This window comes from Methylomonas sp., from assembly GCF_023228165.1.
Classification (GTDB): domain Bacteria; phylum Pseudomonadota; class Gammaproteobacteria; order Methylococcales; family Methylomonadaceae; genus Methylomonas.
The window spans coordinates 91,009-109,263 of the sequence record NZ_JALOBS010000009.1 but is presented as its reverse complement, the minus strand read 5'-3'; the positions used below and the strand labels follow the sequence as shown (position 1 = coordinate 109,263).

Below are 18,255 nucleotides of genomic sequence, written 5' to 3'. Positions count from 1 at the left end.
AAACGGAGACAACCATGTTGAACAAAGTTATGCTGATCGGAAATCTCGGAGCCGATCCTGAAGTACGCTATATGCCAAGTGGCGATGCCATTACTACGATAAGACTCGCGACCACCCGTCGCTGGAAAGATCGTAATACCAACGAACGCAAGGAAGAAACTGAATGGCATCGGGTAGTGTTTTTTAGTGGTTTGGCAAAAATTGCCGGCGAATATCTGAAAAAAGGCAGTCAGGTCTATGTTGAAGGCCGCATTCGTACTCAGAAATGGCAAGGTCAGGATGGGCAAGAGCGCTACACAACTGAAATCGTTGCCGATAACATGAATATGCTGGGTAGTCGAAGCGGTGGCACCACTAACTATTCTGATAACGCGCCGCCTGCCAGCAGCTACGACAATCGCCCAGCATCTTCTGCTCCTTCCGCGCCGTCGCAACCGGCACCCGCCAGTTACGATGATTTCGATGACGATATTCCGTTTTGATTTACACCTGGGATTAAAATGTAAATAAAATAAACTAAGCCTCTGTTATAGGAGGCTTTTTGTTTATGCTGGGCAAATGGCTGGATGCGGTGGCGAAAATTTTAGCTTGGTTTGATGGCGGTAACCGCCAACCAGGGCTGTTCATGCAAAGGTTTGCCTGGGGGGCGGTAATAAAAATCCAGCATGTTAAAGCCGGCATCCGCCAAAAAACGTTCGCAGCGATCGACCTGCATATAGTGGCCGTAGCGGTTTCCCGACCAACCCTCACCGTTGCCGCGCGGGTTGGACATGAACAATATACCATTCGGCCTTAAAGTCGCATATAGCTGGTTCAGAACGCGGGGTAATTCGCGACTGGGTACGTGAAATAGGGCTGCATTGGCGAAAATGCCGTCGAAAGCCTGATAGGGTAGGTCCAGGGACAGGAAGTTCTGTTGCAGTATCCGGCATCCGGTATAGGCCTGGGCCATCCGGCAAAATACTTCGCTGCCGTCCAGGCCAACAGGTCTATGGCCCAAGGTTTTGAAGTAATAAACATCCCTGCCGGGTCCGCAGCCCAAGTCTAGAATATCCAGTTTGCTATCCTCTGGAAACGGGGCCAAGAAAGCCGCATAGTTTTGGCTGACGTCGTGATCTTGCGTTCCGCGCCAAAAGTCCGCTGCGTTTTGATTATAGTGACCCAGCGTGATTGTTTCGATTTCTTGCAAGGTGTTGGTTTTTCGATCCATAAGCTTTGCCGGATGAAATTAAACCGGCTTAAGCCAGCGTTTGCCTGGGCAAATCCGCCCGCCGTCCCCATTCCGCCCAGGAGCCATCGTACAGCGGTACATTGTGGATACCCAGTTGATAAAGCGCCAGAATCAATAGTGCCGCAGACACGCCCGAGCCGCAACTGGCGACCATCGGCAGGGTGCAGTCCACTTTGGCGGCCGATAGGAGCTGTTGTAACGATTCGTTTGGCTTTAAGCGGTGATCCTCCTCGTTGAATAAGTTCTGGTAGGGAAGATTAACGCTGCCCGGGATATGGCCGGGATGAAGAGCGGGATCGGGTAACGGGCGTCGGCCGTTAAAACTGTCCTCGGAACGGGCATCCAAAATTTGTGCGCAGCCTTGTCGATGTATGGCAAGTAGCTGTTGCAAATCCACATAAAGCCGGGGTTGAAAAACAACATTAAACGGTTTGGATGCCGGCGACTTGGCCTCGGCGGTCAAGGGGTACGATAATGTTGCCCAGCGCGTCAGGCCGCCGTCCAAAACATTGACTTTGTCGTGCCCAAATACCCGAAACATCCACCAGACGCGGGCTGCGGCAAAAAAGTGATTATGGTCGTAAATAATTACCCTGCTGTCATTATCGATGCCGAATTGCCCCATTTGCCGGGCAAATTGTGCCGCACTGGGCAGCGTATGCGGCAGGGCGCTGTCCTGGTCAGCAATTACGTCTATATCGAAGAACTGTGCGCAGGGAATATGCTGGCGTTCGAATGCCTGTCGGGCGTTACGGTGTTGTCTGGCTAAGAAGAACGTGGCGTCCAGGATAACCAGGTTGGGACGATCGATGTTTTGCAGCAGCCATTCGCAACCGATTAAAGCACTTGAGGAGGCAGGCGTGTGATTGTCGGGCAATGAAACTGTAATCATGGCGAGTTAATATTGGGTTAGCTGAGCGTCTCAAGCTGATGTATCGTTGAGCGGATACTAACGTATTATTGCCATTGGCTGCGAAATTCCAGCCCCCCGTTAACTGTTGGAGTGGGTTTATTTCCGAATGGTTTATACTGCGTACTTTGTTTTTTAAGGGCTATCGCATTATGAAAAAGACCAAAATCTCTCCCGAAACACCTGCAACGAAAGTTACAGTCGAAGCTGCTGTTGCTCCCAAAGCCGCTGCCAAGCTGACGCCGAAAAAAACCAGCGCCGGCCAGGCACCGGAAAAGAAGCCTAAAGCGGTAGCGCCGCAAGTCAACGTCGAACAACCCCGTCCTGCTTCGGTTGTAGAGACTGCGCCGAAGAAGCCGGCTGCTGCAAAGCCTAAAGCCAAGCCAGTCAAACCGGCGGCGGCAAAACCGGAATTACCGATGGCCGAGCGGGTCGGTTTAACCGCGGGTACTATTTGGCATTACTTGTCTGGAAACGGCGAGACCTCCGTTGCTAAATTGGTAAAGGAGCTTCCGGAAGAGGAGAAAATCGTCCAGCGCAGTATTGGCTGGCTGGCTTTGGAAGACAAAATTAGCATCAGTATCGCCGACCGGATCGAGGTCGTTGCCTTGAAATAAAAAGCCTGGTTAAGATGAGTCATTCGCCCGCACCCCCTGCGGGCATTTGGATTGAGGTGTTTACAAATCGCCATCCATTTCGCGACTGCGTTTAGGACGACAAGTTGAGAGTAACCATTTTATGTCCTGTTTTTGACCAAATTTTTTCGAATTTTTATGTCTTAACGCTGCCCTGAATAGCGTCTGCCGCTGTTTTAAGCGCTGATGAATTTAACCCAATCATAATTTCAGCCTCATCTGATTTTAAGAAGGATTTTGTAGAATAAACAAATCCTTAATTATCAGCAAAGTGAATGAATGCTTCGTAACGTGGTTGCAGCGTTGATTTGCGGCAATGAAGACAGGCGGAATAATGATTAGATTTTTCGAATGGTTAACGGCGTGCTTTAGTGGGTCAAACAGGCAAATGGTTCGGCTGATGACGGTTACAACCTGGGTTTCGCTGGGAGGCTGTGCAAGCATATCGCCCATGATGACTTCCAGCCAGTTTCCGGAAGCCAAGCTGCCCGCCTATAACCGCTTGGCAGCTTATAACAAACCTTACAAAGTTAAAGGTAAAACTTACGCGCCCTTGCCCAGTGCGGTTGGCTATAAAGCCACGGGCATGGCATCCTGGTACGGTGGTCAATCCGGCAGTCGCACGGCGAGTGGCGCCCGCTTTCATCCGCATGGGCTTAGCGCGGCCCATAAAACCTTGCCTATCCCGTCGAGAGTAAAAGTCACCAATCTTAAAACCGGCCGTTCCGTGGAGGTAATGATTAACGATAGGGGGCCTTTTAAAAGCGATCGGTTGATTGATTTGTCGCAAGGCGCGGCGAAACAGATTGGTATTTCCGGGCTAGCCGAAGTTTCCGTCGAATATATTGGCGATTCGTAAATTGAAATTTTTGGCGACCAGAGCACTAAAACTTTTTTGTCCCTGGACGTTTTATACTCAATGGTTCGCGCTATTTGGTAATGGTGTCTGGCTAATATAGCCAGGTCAGCCGATCTGCGAGAGTAGCATTACCTGGATGTCGACTGAAACAATCTCAATCCTGGTTGGGCAGTGCTTTTTCAGCGATAGCCGGGTCGGCGCAATATAATTGGTTGCCGCATAGTCCCAAATGCCGCCGCCCTGCAATGTCAACTCGGCGCGGGTATTGTTGGCAACTCTGCCGGTTACACCATGCGCCCTGGCTGGTTTGTGCAATTGGGCGATGACCTGTCGCGCCTGATGCTCGCCGTATCCCGCGTGATCTTGCTCCACTTCCAGCGGTAAAGCATTTTCCGCGCCGGTGGCGTTTAGAAGCCGATCTCGAATAACGGGGCTGATGGCATTTCACCGGGCGAAACTGTGGCCCGTGAAGTTACATCGAGAGGAGTTGCGCAATGACAGGCAATGCCTCGCGCATGTGTTCGAAACTATGTGAACCGCTGGCAAATGTCACCACCTTGGCGATGGCTTTATATTTCGCCAGGGTTTTTTCCGCATCCAGCAGCTCGTCGGCCATATCCAGTAAAACGGTTCTGTCTAGCGCTTGCGCACTGTTGGCGAGTTCTTGCTCGTAGCGTTGATATTGGTCGCAATGCTGTTGAGTCCAATCATAAGGCTGGCCGGTTTCAAAATTTTCGCTCACGCCGATAAACCGCGGCAATAATTCGCTGGGGCTGATGGCCGGATTGATCATGACGGCTTTGCAGCCGGTTTTCATGGCCAGGTATTCGCTGGCAAAGCCGCCCATGGACGAGCCCATGAAAACCACTTCATGACCTTGATCCAGATATTGGTTCCAGCTAAACAGCAAGTCTTCAACGATATTTTGAAAATCCCGGTAGTCGACATTCGGGGTATCAAACCCGATGCCGTTTTCGGCGCAAAACGCCTGCATCACCGCCAGTTTTTGTTTGCCGACCAGCAAGTTGCCGTTTAAATCCAAGGATGCGGAATTGAAGCCGTGCAGATAAATAATGGTATTGTTAGTCATCAGCTTAGCCGGTTGGTTTTTTGCATGAAGCCCGCGCCGAACAACGCTAACAAGCCTGTCCACAACAGCCCCGGCATCAGGTTGAGATGACGCTGGTAGAACGTGGCTTGCGGTTGGGTTACGAAAGGTACGTGGTAAGCGCCCGCCCAGCTGGTATCCAGCGGCGACAATTCCAGCACGTCGCCGTTGGCCAGCGACACGGTTGAGACGCCGGTATTGGTGACCCGCATTACCGGCCGTCTGAATTCCACGCCGCGGGCCAGGGTCATGTATAAATGCTGATAAGGTTCCTGCCAGCTGCCGTACCAGGAGTCGTTGGTGACATTAACGATAAATTGCGCACCCAAATCCGCCAGTCCCTTGGAAAATTCCGGAAACAAGCTTTCGTAACAGACTTGCGGACCCATGGCATGGCCGTTGAGTTTTAGCAGCATGGTCGGTCCCGGGCCGCGTCCGAAATGTCCCACCATCGGCAGCATGGTTCTGAGCCAGGGGAAGGTTTCCTCACCCGGAATATATTCGCCCAAGGCCAATAAAATGGTCTTGCTGTAATGCGGTTCGAGGATAGTGCCTTCCTGGTCGACGGCAAACAGAGAATTGGTGATCAAGCCGGATTTTGGGTCTTTTGCGTACGCGCCGGTAAGTAATGACACTTGCCGGTTGCGCAGAAACTCTTGCAGCAGTTCGGCGTAAAACGACTGGTTGTATTCGCCGCCCAGCAGCGAAGGAAAGGCGGTTTCAGACCACATCACGAAATCCACCTGCGGATTTTTCGCCAAGCCGGCGTCGGTGGCCTGGAAATAGTGAGTCAAGATTTCCGCCCGGAAGCCCTTGCCGCGTTCCATCGATTGCTTCTCCAGGTTGCCGATATTGGCTTGTACCAGCAGCACATCTACTGCGGAGTCCGGCTCGGGCAGGCGGTTTTTTAGCCAGATGCCGCCCCCATTCAGCCCGGCGAAAACCATCAGCAACAGTGTAAAACCAAGTTTGCCGTGGATAGTCGCCCGCCGCCGCCAAGCCCACAATACCAGCAGATTGGTCAATATGCTTAACATGCTCAGCCCGGTAAAACCGACGATTTCAGCCCACTGATAAACCGGCAAGCCGGCCCCGTACCAGCTGTAGCCGAAATTCCATTTAAACAGCATCGGCACGTAAAGCTCGGCTAATGCCGTGAGGACGGCCATTAAAGCAAACGACAAGCCGGCGTTGCAGGCTAATCGTTTGCGAATCCAGAACCACGCCACTCCGGCAATCGGTACAAATAAATGCCCGAACAAGGCGAACAAAATCATGCCGATGCCGGATACGAACCAGTTCACCTTGGCAAATTCGTGCAAGGTGTACGTCACCCAGTTGAAGCCGATCAGCGTGTATATAAAACTGGTCAAAACCCCGCTAACCAGCACGTTTTTCAAGCGGTGCTGTTGCTGCCAAAACAACCACAACGGCACAAAACAGAATAACGATGCCCAGGGCGGAAACGGGATATAACTGGTACCAATCAAGACGCCGGATAGCACCGGCAACAGCCATTGAGAATATTTAGCCGGCAATTCTGTTTGCATACCTGGTCATTCCGTTTTTGGGTTCGAAAAAGGGCATTGTAACCGATCGTTGGATGGGCTTGATATGTTGGCTTGTCGGCGATGAAGCGCGGTGCGTGTCGTACGGGAAATCGCTGAATCTGTTGCTTAGAGTGGGGTGATACTGGATGATATAGATGAACTACCTAATTTTAGCTATATATTTTAAGGGGCAACTGTGGCAATAGGTAAATCAATTCGAATCTATTTGGCGGATGCTACTGCAACTGGAATTAGATACGCTGAGCTAGTAAATTGGACAGGCCATGCTATTGCATGTCCGCGAAGTAGGTTGAACGAACTACCTAAATGGCCTGAAGCATCAAAGCCAGGAGTTTATTTTTTGTTTGAAAGCCGTTTTGGCGATTCAAAACCAATTGCTTATGTTGGAGAATCGGAGAATGTTTTGCAGCGACTGACTTCGCACGACAGAAATAAGGAGTTCTGGAATGAAGTAATTATCTTTACTAGCAAAGACGAAAATCTCACCAAGGCGCATATTAAATACTTGGAGTCGGTACTGGTCTGTTTGGCTAAACAAGCAGACAGATATCAGCTCGAGAATGGAAATAATCCTCCTGAATCAAGCCTTCCGCGTGCTGATCGAGACGCGATGGAAGAATTTGTCGTTAATGTGCGCATGGTCTTAGGCGTTTTAGGTTACCCCATTCTTGAGCTAATCTTACAAACAAAATATGTCGAAGAACGAGAAGGGCTGGTTAGCGCAGAAAATACACGAATAAACCCACTTAGTGAGCTAACTTTTACTGTCAATAATTTAATAGCTAAAGGTGCTGCTACTAATGAAGGTTTTGTGCTTAAACAAGGATCGCTGCTCTCAAAAACGAATTCCGGAAGTATTCCCGGAAAACTGGCAGACATTAAAGCGCAATTGCTTAAAACCGGTTATCTTAAAGAAGATGGCGATAAACTGGTTGCTACCGACGATATCTTATTAAGTTCTTCTAGTTATGCTGCTGCTATTGTTGCAGGCACTTCAAGAAGTGGGCCTCAGAGTTGGAAATCGGCGAACGGAAAAACGATGAAACAAATTGAAGATGGATTCCTATCCGGCGTGTAATTGATAGACTGTTAATATTCATGCTAGCTACTGATATCTTCTGTCAACCCATCCCATGCAAGCGTTAGAATTAAACAAGGGTTTGAATTATCGCCAGGATAAGCCTATTCCGGAGGTTTCCGCCGACGAGGCTTTGATTCGGCTGAAACTGGCCGGGATTTGCGCGACCGATCTGGAATTGGTGAAAGGCTACGCACAATTCACCGGTACCATTGGTCATGAATTCGTCGGCGTGGTCGAAGCCGTTAGTCAGGAAACGCACCGTCACTGGCTGAATAAGCGGGTGGTGGGTTCGATTAATATCGGCTGTGGGATTTGCGATGTTTGCCGGCGGGACGGCCCCGAACATTGTCTGAATCGTCGGGTGCTGGGTATACGCGGACACGACGGGGCTTTTGCCGACTATGTGAGCTTGCCGGTCGGTAATCTTTACCTGGTGCCGGAGGATGTGCCGGACGAAATGGCGGTATTTACCGAGCCTTTGGCGGCGGCGATTCGGGTGTTCAAGCAATTGGAACATTGGCCGGTTAAACCGGTGGCTGTAATCGGCCCCGGACGCTTGGGTTTATTGATCGCCAAAGTCCTGGCTTTGGCCGGTTACGATGTCGAGGTACTGGGCAGATCGGCAATGTCCTTGGCATTACCTAAGCAGTGGCAACTCAAGACTGCTTTGGTCCAGGATGTATCGGCGAATTATTATGATTACGTGGTGGATGCCAGCGGCCAAGCCGGCGGCTTTAGCCAAGCGCTAAGAATGACCAAGCCTGGCGGTACGGTGGTTTTGAAAAGTACCTTTTCGGCAAGCGAGCCTGTCGACCTAACCAAGGTGGTGGTTGGGGAATTGAATATAGTGGGTTCGCGTTGCGGCCCTTTTGACGAGGCTTTAGCGGTATTGCGGCAAGGAAACATCCCGCTAGAGACAATGGTGGATGGACGCTACAGCTTAAGAGACGGCCTAGCCGCTTTGCAACATGCGGCACAGCCCGGAGTCAGGAAAATCTTGTTGCAACCTTAATTCACGTCTCCGTCATGAGTAGAGCGGGCCGATGCGGTCGCGGTAGGTAAGGTAAAGCCGCAGATCGAATTCCAGTTGATGATAGTCGGGCTCCATATGTTCGCATAGCTTATAAAAGGCTTTGTTATGTTGTTTTTCCCGGCAATGCGCCAGTTCGTGCACCACAATCATCCGTAAAAATTCCAGGGGTACGGCTTTAAATACCGAGCCGATGCGGATTTCGTTTTTTGCCTTTAGATTACCGCCTTGAACTCTGGAAACGAAAGAATGTAATCCTAGCGCCTGATGTAAAACGTCAATTTTGTCGTCGTAGACGATTTTGCTTAGCGGGCCGGATTGGCGCAGGAACTGGGTTTTAAGGGACATGACATAGCTATACAACGCTTTGTCCGTACGTATGTCATGGCTGGCTGGATATTTTTTTAACAGGATTTCACCGAGTTTGTCCTGTTCAAGCAGTTGCTCGATTTGCGCGCTGACCGCTACGGGATAGCCGGATAAATATTTCAAGGAAGACATTAGGTAAAAATGGCTGTTGTGAAACGGTGATTTTAAGGTTTCTTGGCGTCTGGATACAGCCATTACCAAAAAAGCCGGTATTAGCCGGCTTTTTCACATTGAGCGATGTTAAATCAGCTCTGAGTTAATGCATTTTCTTGTGATCCATGGGTTTGCCGTGATGCATGGACATTATTTCCATATGGTGGGCTTTCATGAGTTCTAGTTGTTGATCCTTAAGCGCTTGCTGCTTTTGCGGGTCTTTTTCGGCCAGAATTTTATTCGACAAGTCGTGCATCATCAGCAGGTTTTCTTGTTTTTGTTTGAGATGCTCAGTCATTTTTGCCGGGTCCATTGCGCCCATATTGTGTTCCATGCCTTTGCCGTCACCCATGGGCGGTTGTTGGGCATAACTGGCTGCGCTCAGGGAAAAGAGAGCCGATAAAATTAGAATTTTCAGTGAAGTTTTCATGAGTTTGGATCTCCAGTTTTGGGGATAACTGCTTGGGTAAATGCCGAAAGTCACCTTAACAACAGCGTGTGAAAGCAAGGTATTTTTTACTTATTCTAAAGTTCGGGGGTTTATTCTGGAGCCACTGGTTTTCTTAGGCTTCGTTGCTGTATGTCAATGGGCTCTGCCTATCTCAGCTATGGCATGGCATTGTCATTATAGTAATTTAAAGCTGGCTTAATGCCGTGGTGTTAAATTTCTTTAGTGGGGGTGATTAACTTTTTTGAGCTTAGCTAATTGCTCTTGAAAATAAGTGTCATAGTGCCAGCCAATGCGGGGTGGCGGTGTTGTGCGAGGTTTTACGATTAATTTTTGCATGGTTATGTTTGAGATTGTTTTGGTTAAAAAAGCCTTTTTGAAAGGCTGTGCTTTGCCCGATTACCGCATATGTGATGCTTTGAATAAAACTGCTTTGAGCGCGATAGGTAAGACAAGGATGGTTCTAGCAAATTAAATAGGTTGCAGAGTGCAATGCTATTGTCAATCACAGCCATTATATGATGGCTGTGATTGAATTCGATATTTAGACGATGGACACGTCTTCCGCTTGCGGGCCTTTAGGGCCTTGACCAAGCTTGAACTGAACATGTTGTCCTTCGTCCAGGGTTTTGTAACCGTTGCCGGTGGCGAGAATGTTTTTAAAGTGTACGAAAACATCGGGGCCGGATTTTTGTTCGATAAAGCCGAAGCCTTTGTCGGCGTTAAACCATTTAACGATGCCGGTTGTCATTGTAGTAGACATATAAGTCCTTAAAAAATTAGTAAGATAAAGCCTTGGGTAAGGCCGATATAGCTGGACAATGCGGAAATTACTGAATGAAAAGCAGGACGAAGGAGCTACAGAAGAGACATCGAAACGGTAAACAAGGGTAAATCATATTTTCTAGCTGGAACTGATTCTAGGCCTATTGACGGGATTGTCAACTTAATTCTGGTTTAGGTGGAAAGTTTTTCTGGTTGGCTGTCAGCTTGGTCGAAGCCCCCTTCGAATAGCCTGATATAAAGCGCCGAGAAGGGGGCGTATATACTCGGACGGTTTTAAGTCGGTCTATGCAATGATAACCTGACATAAACTATGTCCGAGCCTTTTCGCAATAAACACCATAGGAGCCAACCATGCCCGCCATTTCATTGATGCTGTTTTTGCTGATGTCCTTGGTATTGGTGGCGATGATACAGGTACATTTCTTTGAAATTGCCTTTACCAAGCTCGGCTTGACTCCGGAAGCTACGCTGGCGGTATTGATCGGGACCCTGTTGGGCAGCGGTATCAATTTGCCCATTTTTAAAATAAAAACCCGAAATACCGGTCATCTGGTCACGATGCCGGGTAGAAAGCCTATTTGGGAATTATTTCAGCCTGCCAGGGAAGCTTATACCATTATCGCCATCAATGTCGGCGGTTGCGTGATTCCGGTTGGTTTGTGTGTATATTTCATTTCGCTGCAATTAATTGAACCGATATTGCTATGCGTGGCCATCCTGATGATAGCCGGCTTAAGTTATCGCCTTAGTCGGCCCGTTCCCGGCCTCGGTATTGCCATGCCGTTATTCATAGCTCCGCTGGCGTCGGCTATGTTGGCGCTCCTGCTCGACCCCGCGCATGCCGCGCATCTTGCCTATATCGGCGGGGTGATAGGGGTATTGATAGGTGCCGACATACTGCATCTGAAAATTATCGGCAGCCTTGATGTTCCGGTGGCGTCGATAGGGGGGGCGGGGACGTTCGACGGAATTTTTCTGACAGGTATCATCGCAGCTTTATTGGCTTGATTATTGGTGAATGATCTCGTTCGGTCATAAAACCAATAGATATTCCCATGCCAACGGCATCAAGCACCGATGGTCACTGCTCGCGCCCTTTAGCCGAACAGTTACCGGCCGGAAAGATTGTACTTGGAATAAAGAAATATTAATCCCAAGGCGGTTCTTCCCCGGCATAAGGGACAAAATCCGGAATTGAGGGGTAAGTCAACACACCTGAATTTTGGCTGGCCGAAATGGTTTTTTTAGTCGCCGATACTGTGGATATCGGCTTATTCGGTGCGACGGAATTACCTGCTTGTTGCGGAACAAAGTCGGAAAGCCATTGCGCGAACGGCGCTATCTCCTTACCGATGGGCACATACCATTTCTTATTGACGGTATCCCAGCGGGCCCCTAACGCTTTCGCCGCATCTTTTTGCGCATAAGGAACATTCAAATAAGTGATTGATTTCGCCATTTTGATTTGGAAATGTGTTGAATTTTTAGCGCATAGCGAAGCATTGCTGCGTGATCGGCTCGTGCTTATCTTTATTTACTTACTTTACCGTTGACCTAATGGGTTTGCAATGCAGGAATGGGGGAATTTTGTTGCCATATATGAAATAAATAATACATATATTTGTGTATTGTAAACCATTTGTAAGAGTTTATAGTTGAGTTGCGTTCATTAACTAAGGCGAATGAATTTAGTCTTGGAAGTGAAATGGGATATATCGATTAAACGGTAACCGATTATCACACTACTTTCTAATTTAATTGGCTCAAGCACGGCTAGAGTAATGTAGATTTTTTGATGGTGGGGTATTTTTTACCGAATGAAATTGCGTATTACCAGTTAGAGGAGTACGACATGCAGCCCATCAACTTTTGTAAAATTGTAAATGCCAGTGCAGTCAGGCTATTAGAACCCAATGGCTATTGGCTTACGCAGCCAAAACATGTGGTGAATGCGTTGCTGATTTTGTTTTTTGGTGTATTGCATATCGCCGATGGCTTGGTAACCTATCATGGACTGAGTTTCGCCGCCGTGGACGAAGTCAATCCGGTGCTTAATTATTTTGCCGGTTTGTGGGGTTTGGGAATGGCAATTATGTTGTTGAAGCTGGTCATACTTTTTGTATTACCTGTATTTTTATCGATCGACATACCATCAAAAGCCGCTGGGGGACCGCAACGCTAGCGTGGGCTGATACGTTTTATAGCTGTGTGGTAACCAATAATTTCGTCCTTGTGATTAGTACTTAGCAACCTGCCAGTCGGTCGGATAAATTCCAAGCGTGATTATTTAAATTTGTTAAGAACTTGATAAATGACGTAAACGGCGAATAACATGTTTACTTATTTCTGAACTTAACTGCGAAAAATTTATGGGCTTTGAACAACTTGCATCACTCAGGGACGAATTGGCGCAGCAGGCTGCGGCTGAGAAATTAAAAAAACGCCAGATCAAGGAGGAGGGCAGTGCGACGGCAAAGAAGGCGGACAAAGTCGATCCCGTGGTGTTGATAATCGGTCAACTGCAAAAGAAATATCCCTTGGCATTTCCAAAAAATCCCGCACCAAAAGTACCTTTGAAGATTGGAATCCATAAAGAGTTATTTGAACAATCCGAACAGCTGGGTATCGCTAAAAATGAATTGCGGGCTGCTATTAAGACTTGGTGCTGGGGCAAACGCTATTGGGAATGTCTGGTCGAGGACGCCGTCAGGGTTGACCTGGAAGGCAATGCGGCGGGTCAAGTGACCAAAATAGATGCGGATCAGGCGAAAAAGCTGAAAGAGGGGCGGCGGCGGACCAAGAAACCTTCAGCTGAACAAAATGAACCTAAGACAGAGCAAGGTTAAAAATCCCTTTTCCATGGGATGTGCTCAAAATCCAGTCAGGCACGGGCACAAACCCAAATATCTATCCGGTTGACTCCTTGTTTTTTTAAAACGGATGCCAGGGTTGCGACTGTTGCGCCGGTAGTCATCACGTCGTCGACAATAGCGATATGCCGGTAAGCCAACGGTTGGCTTACCGTAAAAGCCTGCCGCATGTTTTTTCTGCGTTGCTTGGCCGGTAAATCGGTTTGATGTGTCGTATCCCGGTTGCGAATGCAGCTGGTTAAATCCAGTGGCAGCGATAGTTGTGCCGACAAGTGTCGGGCGATCTCTATGGATTGATTGAAGCCGCGTTCGCGGTATCGGTTGCGATGCAATGGCACAGGGATAATACATTCCGGTAATTCCACATTCTCAACCAAGTGCCGGGCTAACAAAGTTCCTAGCAAGCGGGCATGCTTGAATTGTCGGTTAAATTTGAGCTGGGTTATCAAAAAGCGTAGAGCGTCGCCATATAAAAACGGGGCATGGGTTTCGTCGAAGCTGGGTGTTTTTTTTAAACAGCGGCCGCACAACTGCGGAGACTGTAGGGGTGTTTCGAAGTGTTCGGCGCAGCGATAACAGCAATTGTGATTTCTGGGTAGGTCATTAAAACAGGCCTGACACAAATCCATATCATCAAAGCCCGGCTGTCCGCAAAACATACAGCGCGATGGCAGGCATTTGTTCTGTATAATATTCAGCCAGTTGTTCACATTATTTTTTTAAAAAGGTTGATAAGCGTTCGTTTGCTGTTGGCCTGCATTGCTTGGAGATTACCAGAATGTCTGTTACGTCGGAACCCATCCAAATAAAAGCGCCATTACGCCACGATTGGCGGTTAAGCGAAGTCGAAGCGCTGTTGGTCATGCCGTTTAACGATTTGTTGTTCAAAGCACAAACTATGCATCGGGTATATTTCGATCCCAATGAGATCCAGGTGAGCAGTTTGTTGAGCATCAAGACGGGCTCCTGCTCCGAAGATTGTGGTTATTGTCCGCAAAGCGCGCGTTACGATTCCGATCTGAATCCGGAGGCCTTAATGCCGGTCGATGCGGTATTAAAAGCCGCCCAGCAGGCCAAGGCGGAAGGGGCTTCGCGGTTTTGCATGGGGGCGGCTTGGCGTAGCCCCAAGGACAGAGATATCGCCAGGGTTGTGGAAATGGTACAGGGCGTAAAGGCGCTAGGCATGGAGACCTGTGTCACGCTGGGCATGCTGACCGACAAACAAACCCAGGCATTGAAGGACGGTGGCTTGGATTATTACAACCACAATCTGGATACCTCCGAGGATTATTATTCCGAGATCATCACCACCCGCACTTATCAAGATCGGCTGGATACCCTGGGACGGGTGCGCAACGCCGGTATCAATGTCTGTTGCGGCGGCATTGTCGGCATGGGCGAGACGCAAGCCGACCGGGCCAAATTGCTGCTGCAACTTGCCAACATGCCGAAGCATCCGGAAAGCGTGCCTATCAATATGCTGGTGCAAGTGGAGGGTACGCCGTTGCACGGTGTCGATGATTTGGATCCATTGACCTTTGTGCGTACCATCGCCGCGGCGCGGATTTTGATGCCGCAATCGCGGGTACGCTTGTCGGCCGGGCGCAAAGCCATGAGCGACGAAATGCAGGCCTTATGCTTTCTGGCGGGCGCCAATTCCATTTTTTATGGCGACAAACTGCTGACCACCGATAATCCGATGACCAATCACGATAAACAATTGTTTGATCGTTTAGGTGTAAGAATGGGCGGGTCCAGTTACGCTTGATGAGTTCGGATTTTTACGATTTTGCCGATCAGCTGACACGATTAAACCAGCAAGGCCTGTACCGGCGGCGGCGAGTTACCGATGGGCCGCAAGGTATTTTGGTGCGGGTCGATGGCAAGCAAGTCATTAATTTCTGCAGCAACGATTATCTGGGACTGGCCAACCATCCCGAGGTAGCGGCCGGATTTAAACAGGCGGTTGATCGATATGGTGTCGGCAGCGGTTCAGCACATCTGATTTGCGGTCACGGCAGCGCTCATCATGCCTTGGAAGAAGAGTTGGCGGAGTTTACCGGTCGCGATCGCGCCTTACTGTTTTCCACCGGATACATGGCCAATCTGGGGGTGATATCGGCTTTGGTTGGGCGTAACGACAGGGTGTTTGAAGACAGGCTCAATCACGCTTCCCTGTTGGACGGCGGTCTATTGTCGCGTGCGCGGTTCATGCGTTTCCGGCACCTTGACGGCAAGGAATTGCAAGCACACCTGCTCGCGCATCCGGAAAGAACCTTAATCGTCAGCGACGGCGTGTTCAGCATGGATGGAGACCTGGCTGATTTGCCGGTTTTGGCGGCATTGGCGCAACAGCATCAAGCCGGTTTGTTGATCGATGATGCTCACGGTTTCGGCGTGCTGGGGCGTAACGGGGGCGGCATTGTCGAACACTTCGGTTTAGCGCCTGGCGACGTACCAATTCTGATGGGGACTTTCGGCAAGGCATTCGGCACCTTCGGTGCGTTTGTGGCCGGTTCCGATGACTTGATAGAGATATTGATCCAGAAAGCCAGAAGTTATGTATTTACCACCGCGTTGCCGGCCGCCATTGCGGAAGCGACGCGGGTCAGTCTGCGCTTGATGCAAACAGAAACCTGGCGGCGGGATAAATTGCGGTTTTTAGTGGCACGGTTTAGAGCCGGCGCGCTGCAGCAGGGTTTGCAATTAATGGATTCTTTCACTGCGATTCAACCCGTATTGGTAGGCGATAGCCAGCTGGCTGTGTCCATCAGCCAGTCCCTGTTGCGGCAAGGTTTTTGGGTGTCGGCGATTCGGCCGCCGACCGTGCCGGCCGGCACGGCCAGGCTGCGGGTAACTTTTTCCGCCGAACATGAAACGCAGCATGTCGATGCCTTGCTCGATGCGCTGTGTAAGGTGATGACGTGACCCATATTCATACCGAGATATACGGGCAGGGGCAGCCGTTGGTGATGATACACGGTTGGGCCATGCATAGCGGTGTTTGGCGTCATTTTGCCCGGCAGCTGGCGTTGCATTATCAAGTGATTTGCCTGGATTTGCCCGGACATGGCCGCAGCGAAGTTCTCGAGCCGTTCGACTTGGAAAATGTTGCCGGGACCGTGTTACAGGCAATTCCGGTGCGGGAGTTTTCCTTGCTGGGGTGGTCGTTAGGCGCGACGGTGGCGATGGCGATGGCCGAACAGGCCGCGCAACGCATCCGTCATTTAGTGGTATTGGCCGGTAATCCGTGTTTTGTACAAACCCAGGACTGGCCGGGTGTAAAAAGCCAGACGCTGGATGGGTTTGCCGAGCTGTTAAAAACCGATGTGCAGCAGACCCTGATTCGATTTTTAGCGCTGCAAGTGAACGGCTTGGCGCACGGCAAGGTTTTGCTGCAAACTTTGAAACATGCCCTGCATGAATGCCCATCCCCGCCAGTCATGGTGCTGCAGGCCGGGTTGGGTATTTTGAAGAACAGCGATTTACGGGCGTTTATGCGGAGTAATGCTGTGCCTACCAGTGTGATTCTGGGTGAAAAAGACACCTTGATTCCCTTGAGCTGCGCAGAGGCCGTGCGGAGATTGTGTCCTGACGTGAAATTGCATGTTTTGGCATCGGCCGGGCATGCGCCATTTCTGTCGCATCCGCATCAGTTACTCGCGACTATAAACAATACGCTATGAATGCCGAAGTCCTACTGGATAAACACAAGGTCAGGCGCTCGTTTGCGGCCGCGGCAGCCAGTTATGACAGTCTCGCTTCACTGCAACGGCAAGTAGGGCTGGATTTGTTACGTCGCTTCCCTTTATGTCATGACGCTGATGTGATATTGGATGTGGGCTGCGGAACCGGTTTTCTATCCCATCAACTGGCGGCGAACCTATCGGTGCGAAAACTGCTGGCGCTGGATATAGCCATGCCGATGCTGTCTGCCAGCCGTCTTAAATATCCTACTATGCGCGCCGATTATGTGTGCGGCGATGCGGAAAAATTGCCATTTGCCAATAACAGTATTAACCGTATTTATTCCAATCTGGCGTTGCAATGGGCGCAGGATTTATCGGTTGCCGTGTTGGATTTTAAGCGGGTGCTGAAAAACCGGGGCAGTTTGGTGTTTGCCACTTTTGGCCCGCAGACTTTGGTTGAATTAAAAACGGCTTGGGCTGCCGCGGATAATTACACCCACGTCAACGAATTTCATGCCGCGGCCCAGGTTGAGTTGTTTTTGCGAGCCGCGGGTTTTAAGGAAATTAATGTTACGAGTGTGTTGTATCAATCCGAATATCCCGATGTTGAAAGCCTGATGAGAGAGCTGAAAGGGATAGGCGCCCACAATGTTAATCGAAAGCGTAATCCCAGGCCGACCACCAAATCGCGGCTGCAACAGATGATTAAGCAATATCCTCGGCCAGATTTCGGTTCCGGCATCGTGGCCAGTTATGAAATTATTTTCGTGAAGGCGGAAATAGCGGGATGAGCAGTGGATTTTTTGTAACGGGTACAGATACCAATGTCGGTAAGACCTGGAGTACGCTGGCATTGATGCGGGCCCTGCAAAGACAGGGGCTGTCGGTCAACGGTATGAAACCGGTAGCGGCCGGCTGCGAATGGCTACAGGGTGGCTGGCGAAATTCGGATGCTTTGTTGCTGCAGCAGTACGCCTCCAGGGCTTTGGATTACCGACATATAAATCCCTATGCATTTCAGCCGTCGGTGTCGCCGCACATAGCTTGCGGCAATACTGATGTGAGGTTGGATGTCATTTTGAATGCCTATCGGTTTTTAAAAACCCAGGGCGATTGCGTATTGGTCGAAGGCGCGGGAGGCTGGTTTTCTCCCCTATGTCGCGCTTGGGACAATGCCTATTTGGCGGTTGCCTTGCAATTGCCGATTATATTAGTGGTGGGGGTGCGATTGGGGTGCATTAATCATGCTCTTTTGACATATCGAGCTATTCAACAGTCCGGATGCGAGTTGGCGGGTTGGCTGGCTGTGCTGATCGACAAGGATATGCCTGAATTTCAGGCCAATCTGGATTTCTTGAAACAGCGGATCGGTTCGCCTCTGTTGGGCGTGTTGCCGCATTTGCCTAGTCCCGATTTCGCATATCTGGCTGCCTTGATCACACTTCCAAAGTGAAAATTTATTGATGTAAATCAATATAGACAGGCAGTGATGTACTGACAATTAGCGTTCCATAA

24 protein-coding genes are annotated in these 18,255 nt (G+C 49.7%); 13 read left to right on the top strand and 11 right to left on the bottom strand.

The window, feature by feature from the left end; translation table 11 throughout:
• The first annotated feature begins 14 nt into the window (after positions 1-14).
• Positions 15-482: a single-stranded DNA-binding protein gene (gene ssb, locus M0R33_RS08680; protein ID WP_292567864.1), complete on the top strand. Its 468-nt coding sequence runs from the start codon at positions 15-17 to the stop codon at positions 480-482.
• Between the two features lie 101 nt (positions 483-583).
• Here ssb and M0R33_RS08675 read toward each other — a convergent pair whose 3' ends face one another.
• Positions 584-1,210, bottom strand: a complete 627-nt coding sequence (locus tag M0R33_RS08675) for a class I SAM-dependent methyltransferase (protein WP_292567862.1) — start codon at positions 1,208-1,210, stop codon at positions 584-586.
• A gap of 28 nt (positions 1,211-1,238) precedes the next feature.
• Positions 1,239-2,123: a 3-mercaptopyruvate sulfurtransferase gene (sseA, locus tag M0R33_RS08670; protein WP_292567860.1), complete on the bottom strand. Its 885-nt coding sequence runs from the start codon at positions 2,121-2,123 to the stop codon at positions 1,239-1,241.
• A gap of 170 nt (positions 2,124-2,293) precedes the next feature.
• On the opposite strand from sseA, the gene M0R33_RS08665 reads away from it, so the two are divergent.
• Positions 2,294-2,758 carry a winged helix-turn-helix domain-containing protein gene (locus tag M0R33_RS08665; protein ID WP_292567858.1) on the top strand — a complete coding sequence of 155 codons (465 nt, stop codon included), beginning with the start codon at positions 2,294-2,296 and terminating at the stop codon, positions 2,756-2,758.
• Positions 2,759-3,001: 243 nt separating this feature from the next.
• On the opposite strand, the gene M0R33_RS08660 is transcribed toward M0R33_RS08665, so the two are convergent.
• Entirely contained in the window at positions 3,002-3,229 is a 228-nt protein-coding gene (locus M0R33_RS08660) for a hypothetical protein (RefSeq protein ID WP_292567958.1), read from the bottom strand.
• Here M0R33_RS08660 and M0R33_RS08655 point away from each other — a divergent pair.
• Positions 3,228-3,635, top strand: a complete 408-nt coding sequence (locus tag M0R33_RS08655) for a septal ring lytic transglycosylase RlpA family protein (protein ID WP_366043414.1) — start codon at positions 3,228-3,230, stop codon at positions 3,633-3,635. The genes M0R33_RS08660 and M0R33_RS08655 overlap by 2 nt on opposite strands.
• Positions 3,636-3,740: 105 nt before the next feature.
• Here M0R33_RS08655 and M0R33_RS08650 read toward each other — a convergent pair whose 3' ends face one another.
• From M0R33_RS08650 to lnt, 3 genes are all read right to left on the bottom strand, one after another.
• Complete coding sequence (locus M0R33_RS08650) at positions 3,741-4,007, bottom strand: hypothetical protein (RefSeq protein WP_292567856.1); 267 nt, start codon at positions 4,005-4,007, stop codon at positions 3,741-3,743.
• Between the two features lie 100 nt (positions 4,008-4,107).
• A complete protein-coding gene (locus tag M0R33_RS08645) occupies positions 4,108-4,725 on the bottom strand; it encodes a YqiA/YcfP family alpha/beta fold hydrolase (RefSeq protein WP_292567854.1) in 618 nt (205 codons plus the stop codon).
• Entirely contained in the window at positions 4,725-6,293 is a 1,569-nt protein-coding gene (gene lnt, locus M0R33_RS08640) for an apolipoprotein N-acyltransferase (RefSeq protein WP_292567852.1), read from the bottom strand. Before lnt ends, M0R33_RS08645 begins: the two co-directional genes overlap by 1 nt.
• Positions 6,294-6,603: 310 nt before the next feature.
• Here lnt and M0R33_RS08635 point away from each other — a divergent pair, with 310 nt between their 5' ends.
• Positions 6,604-7,392, top strand: a complete 789-nt coding sequence (locus M0R33_RS08635; RefSeq protein WP_292567850.1) for a GIY-YIG nuclease family protein — start codon at positions 6,604-6,606, stop codon at positions 7,390-7,392.
• Between the two features lie 55 nt (positions 7,393-7,447).
• Entirely contained in the window at positions 7,448-8,407 is a 960-nt protein-coding gene (locus M0R33_RS08630) for an alcohol dehydrogenase catalytic domain-containing protein (RefSeq protein WP_292567848.1), read from the top strand.
• Positions 8,408-8,419: 12 nt separating this feature from the next.
• Here M0R33_RS08630 and M0R33_RS08625 read toward each other — a convergent pair whose 3' ends face one another.
• The 3 genes from M0R33_RS08625 to M0R33_RS08615 form a co-directional block, all read right to left on the bottom strand.
• Complete coding sequence (locus M0R33_RS08625; protein ID WP_292567847.1) at positions 8,420-8,926, bottom strand: M48 family metallopeptidase; 507 nt, start codon at positions 8,924-8,926, stop codon at positions 8,420-8,422.
• A gap of 124 nt (positions 8,927-9,050) precedes the next feature.
• Positions 9,051-9,377, bottom strand: a complete 327-nt coding sequence (locus M0R33_RS08620) for a hypothetical protein (protein WP_292567845.1) — start codon at positions 9,375-9,377, stop codon at positions 9,051-9,053.
• A 562-nt stretch (positions 9,378-9,939) separates the two neighbouring features.
• Positions 9,940-10,158, bottom strand: a complete 219-nt coding sequence (locus M0R33_RS08615) for a cold-shock protein (protein WP_292567843.1) — start codon at positions 10,156-10,158, stop codon at positions 9,940-9,942.
• A gap of 374 nt (positions 10,159-10,532) precedes the next feature.
• Between M0R33_RS08615 and M0R33_RS08610 the strand changes: the two genes are divergently transcribed.
• On the top strand, positions 10,533-11,189 hold the full coding sequence (locus M0R33_RS08610) for a DUF1614 domain-containing protein (RefSeq protein WP_292567841.1): 657 nt from the start codon (positions 10,533-10,535) through the stop codon (positions 11,187-11,189).
• 139 nt (positions 11,190-11,328) lie between these two features.
• On the opposite strand, the gene M0R33_RS08605 is transcribed toward M0R33_RS08610, so the two are convergent.
• The gene (locus M0R33_RS08605; RefSeq protein ID WP_292567840.1) at positions 11,329-11,640 is read right to left on the bottom strand and encodes a DUF5710 domain-containing protein; all 312 of its coding nucleotides are present in this window, start codon (positions 11,638-11,640) and stop codon (positions 11,329-11,331) included.
• A 393-nt stretch (positions 11,641-12,033) separates the two neighbouring features.
• On the opposite strand from M0R33_RS08605, the gene M0R33_RS08600 reads away from it, so the two are divergent.
• Together M0R33_RS08600 and M0R33_RS08595 are read left to right on the top strand one after the other, a co-directional pair.
• Positions 12,034-12,363, top strand: a complete 330-nt coding sequence (locus tag M0R33_RS08600; RefSeq protein WP_292567838.1) for a DUF5658 family protein — start codon at positions 12,034-12,036, stop codon at positions 12,361-12,363.
• A gap of 187 nt (positions 12,364-12,550) precedes the next feature.
• Positions 12,551-13,027 carry a ProQ/FinO family protein gene (locus tag M0R33_RS08595; protein WP_292567836.1) on the top strand — a complete coding sequence of 159 codons (477 nt, stop codon included), beginning with the start codon at positions 12,551-12,553 and terminating at the stop codon, positions 13,025-13,027.
• A gap of 35 nt (positions 13,028-13,062) precedes the next feature.
• On the opposite strand, the gene M0R33_RS08590 is transcribed toward M0R33_RS08595, so the two are convergent.
• Positions 13,063-13,761, bottom strand: coding sequence for a ComF family protein (locus M0R33_RS08590; RefSeq protein WP_292567834.1), 699 nt, complete (start codon positions 13,759-13,761; stop codon positions 13,063-13,065).
• Positions 13,762-13,829: 68 nt separating this feature from the next.
• Here M0R33_RS08590 and bioB point away from each other — a divergent pair, with 68 nt between their 5' ends.
• From bioB to bioD, 5 genes are read left to right on the top strand one after another with little or no spacing between them, the layout of a single operon-like run.
• Positions 13,830-14,819, top strand: a complete 990-nt coding sequence (bioB, locus tag M0R33_RS08585; RefSeq protein WP_292567832.1) for a biotin synthase BioB — start codon at positions 13,830-13,832, stop codon at positions 14,817-14,819.
• Entirely contained in the window at positions 14,819-15,979 is a 1,161-nt protein-coding gene (gene bioF / locus M0R33_RS08580; RefSeq protein ID WP_292567830.1) for an 8-amino-7-oxononanoate synthase, read from the top strand. The genes bioB and bioF overlap by 1 nt, the downstream gene beginning before the upstream one ends.
• Positions 15,976-16,737, top strand: coding sequence for a pimeloyl-ACP methyl ester esterase BioH (gene bioH / locus M0R33_RS08575; protein ID WP_292567828.1), 762 nt, complete (start codon positions 15,976-15,978; stop codon positions 16,735-16,737). Before bioF ends, bioH begins: the two co-directional genes overlap by 4 nt.
• Positions 16,734-17,531, top strand: coding sequence for a malonyl-ACP O-methyltransferase BioC (bioC, locus tag M0R33_RS08570; RefSeq protein WP_292567826.1), 798 nt, complete (start codon positions 16,734-16,736; stop codon positions 17,529-17,531). The genes bioH and bioC overlap by 4 nt, the downstream gene beginning before the upstream one ends.
• Positions 17,528-18,193 carry a dethiobiotin synthase gene (gene bioD / locus M0R33_RS08565; RefSeq protein WP_292567824.1) on the top strand — a complete coding sequence of 222 codons (666 nt, stop codon included), beginning with the start codon at positions 17,528-17,530 and terminating at the stop codon, positions 18,191-18,193. Before bioC ends, bioD begins: the two co-directional genes overlap by 4 nt.
• Positions 18,194-18,255 lie beyond the last annotated feature (62 nt).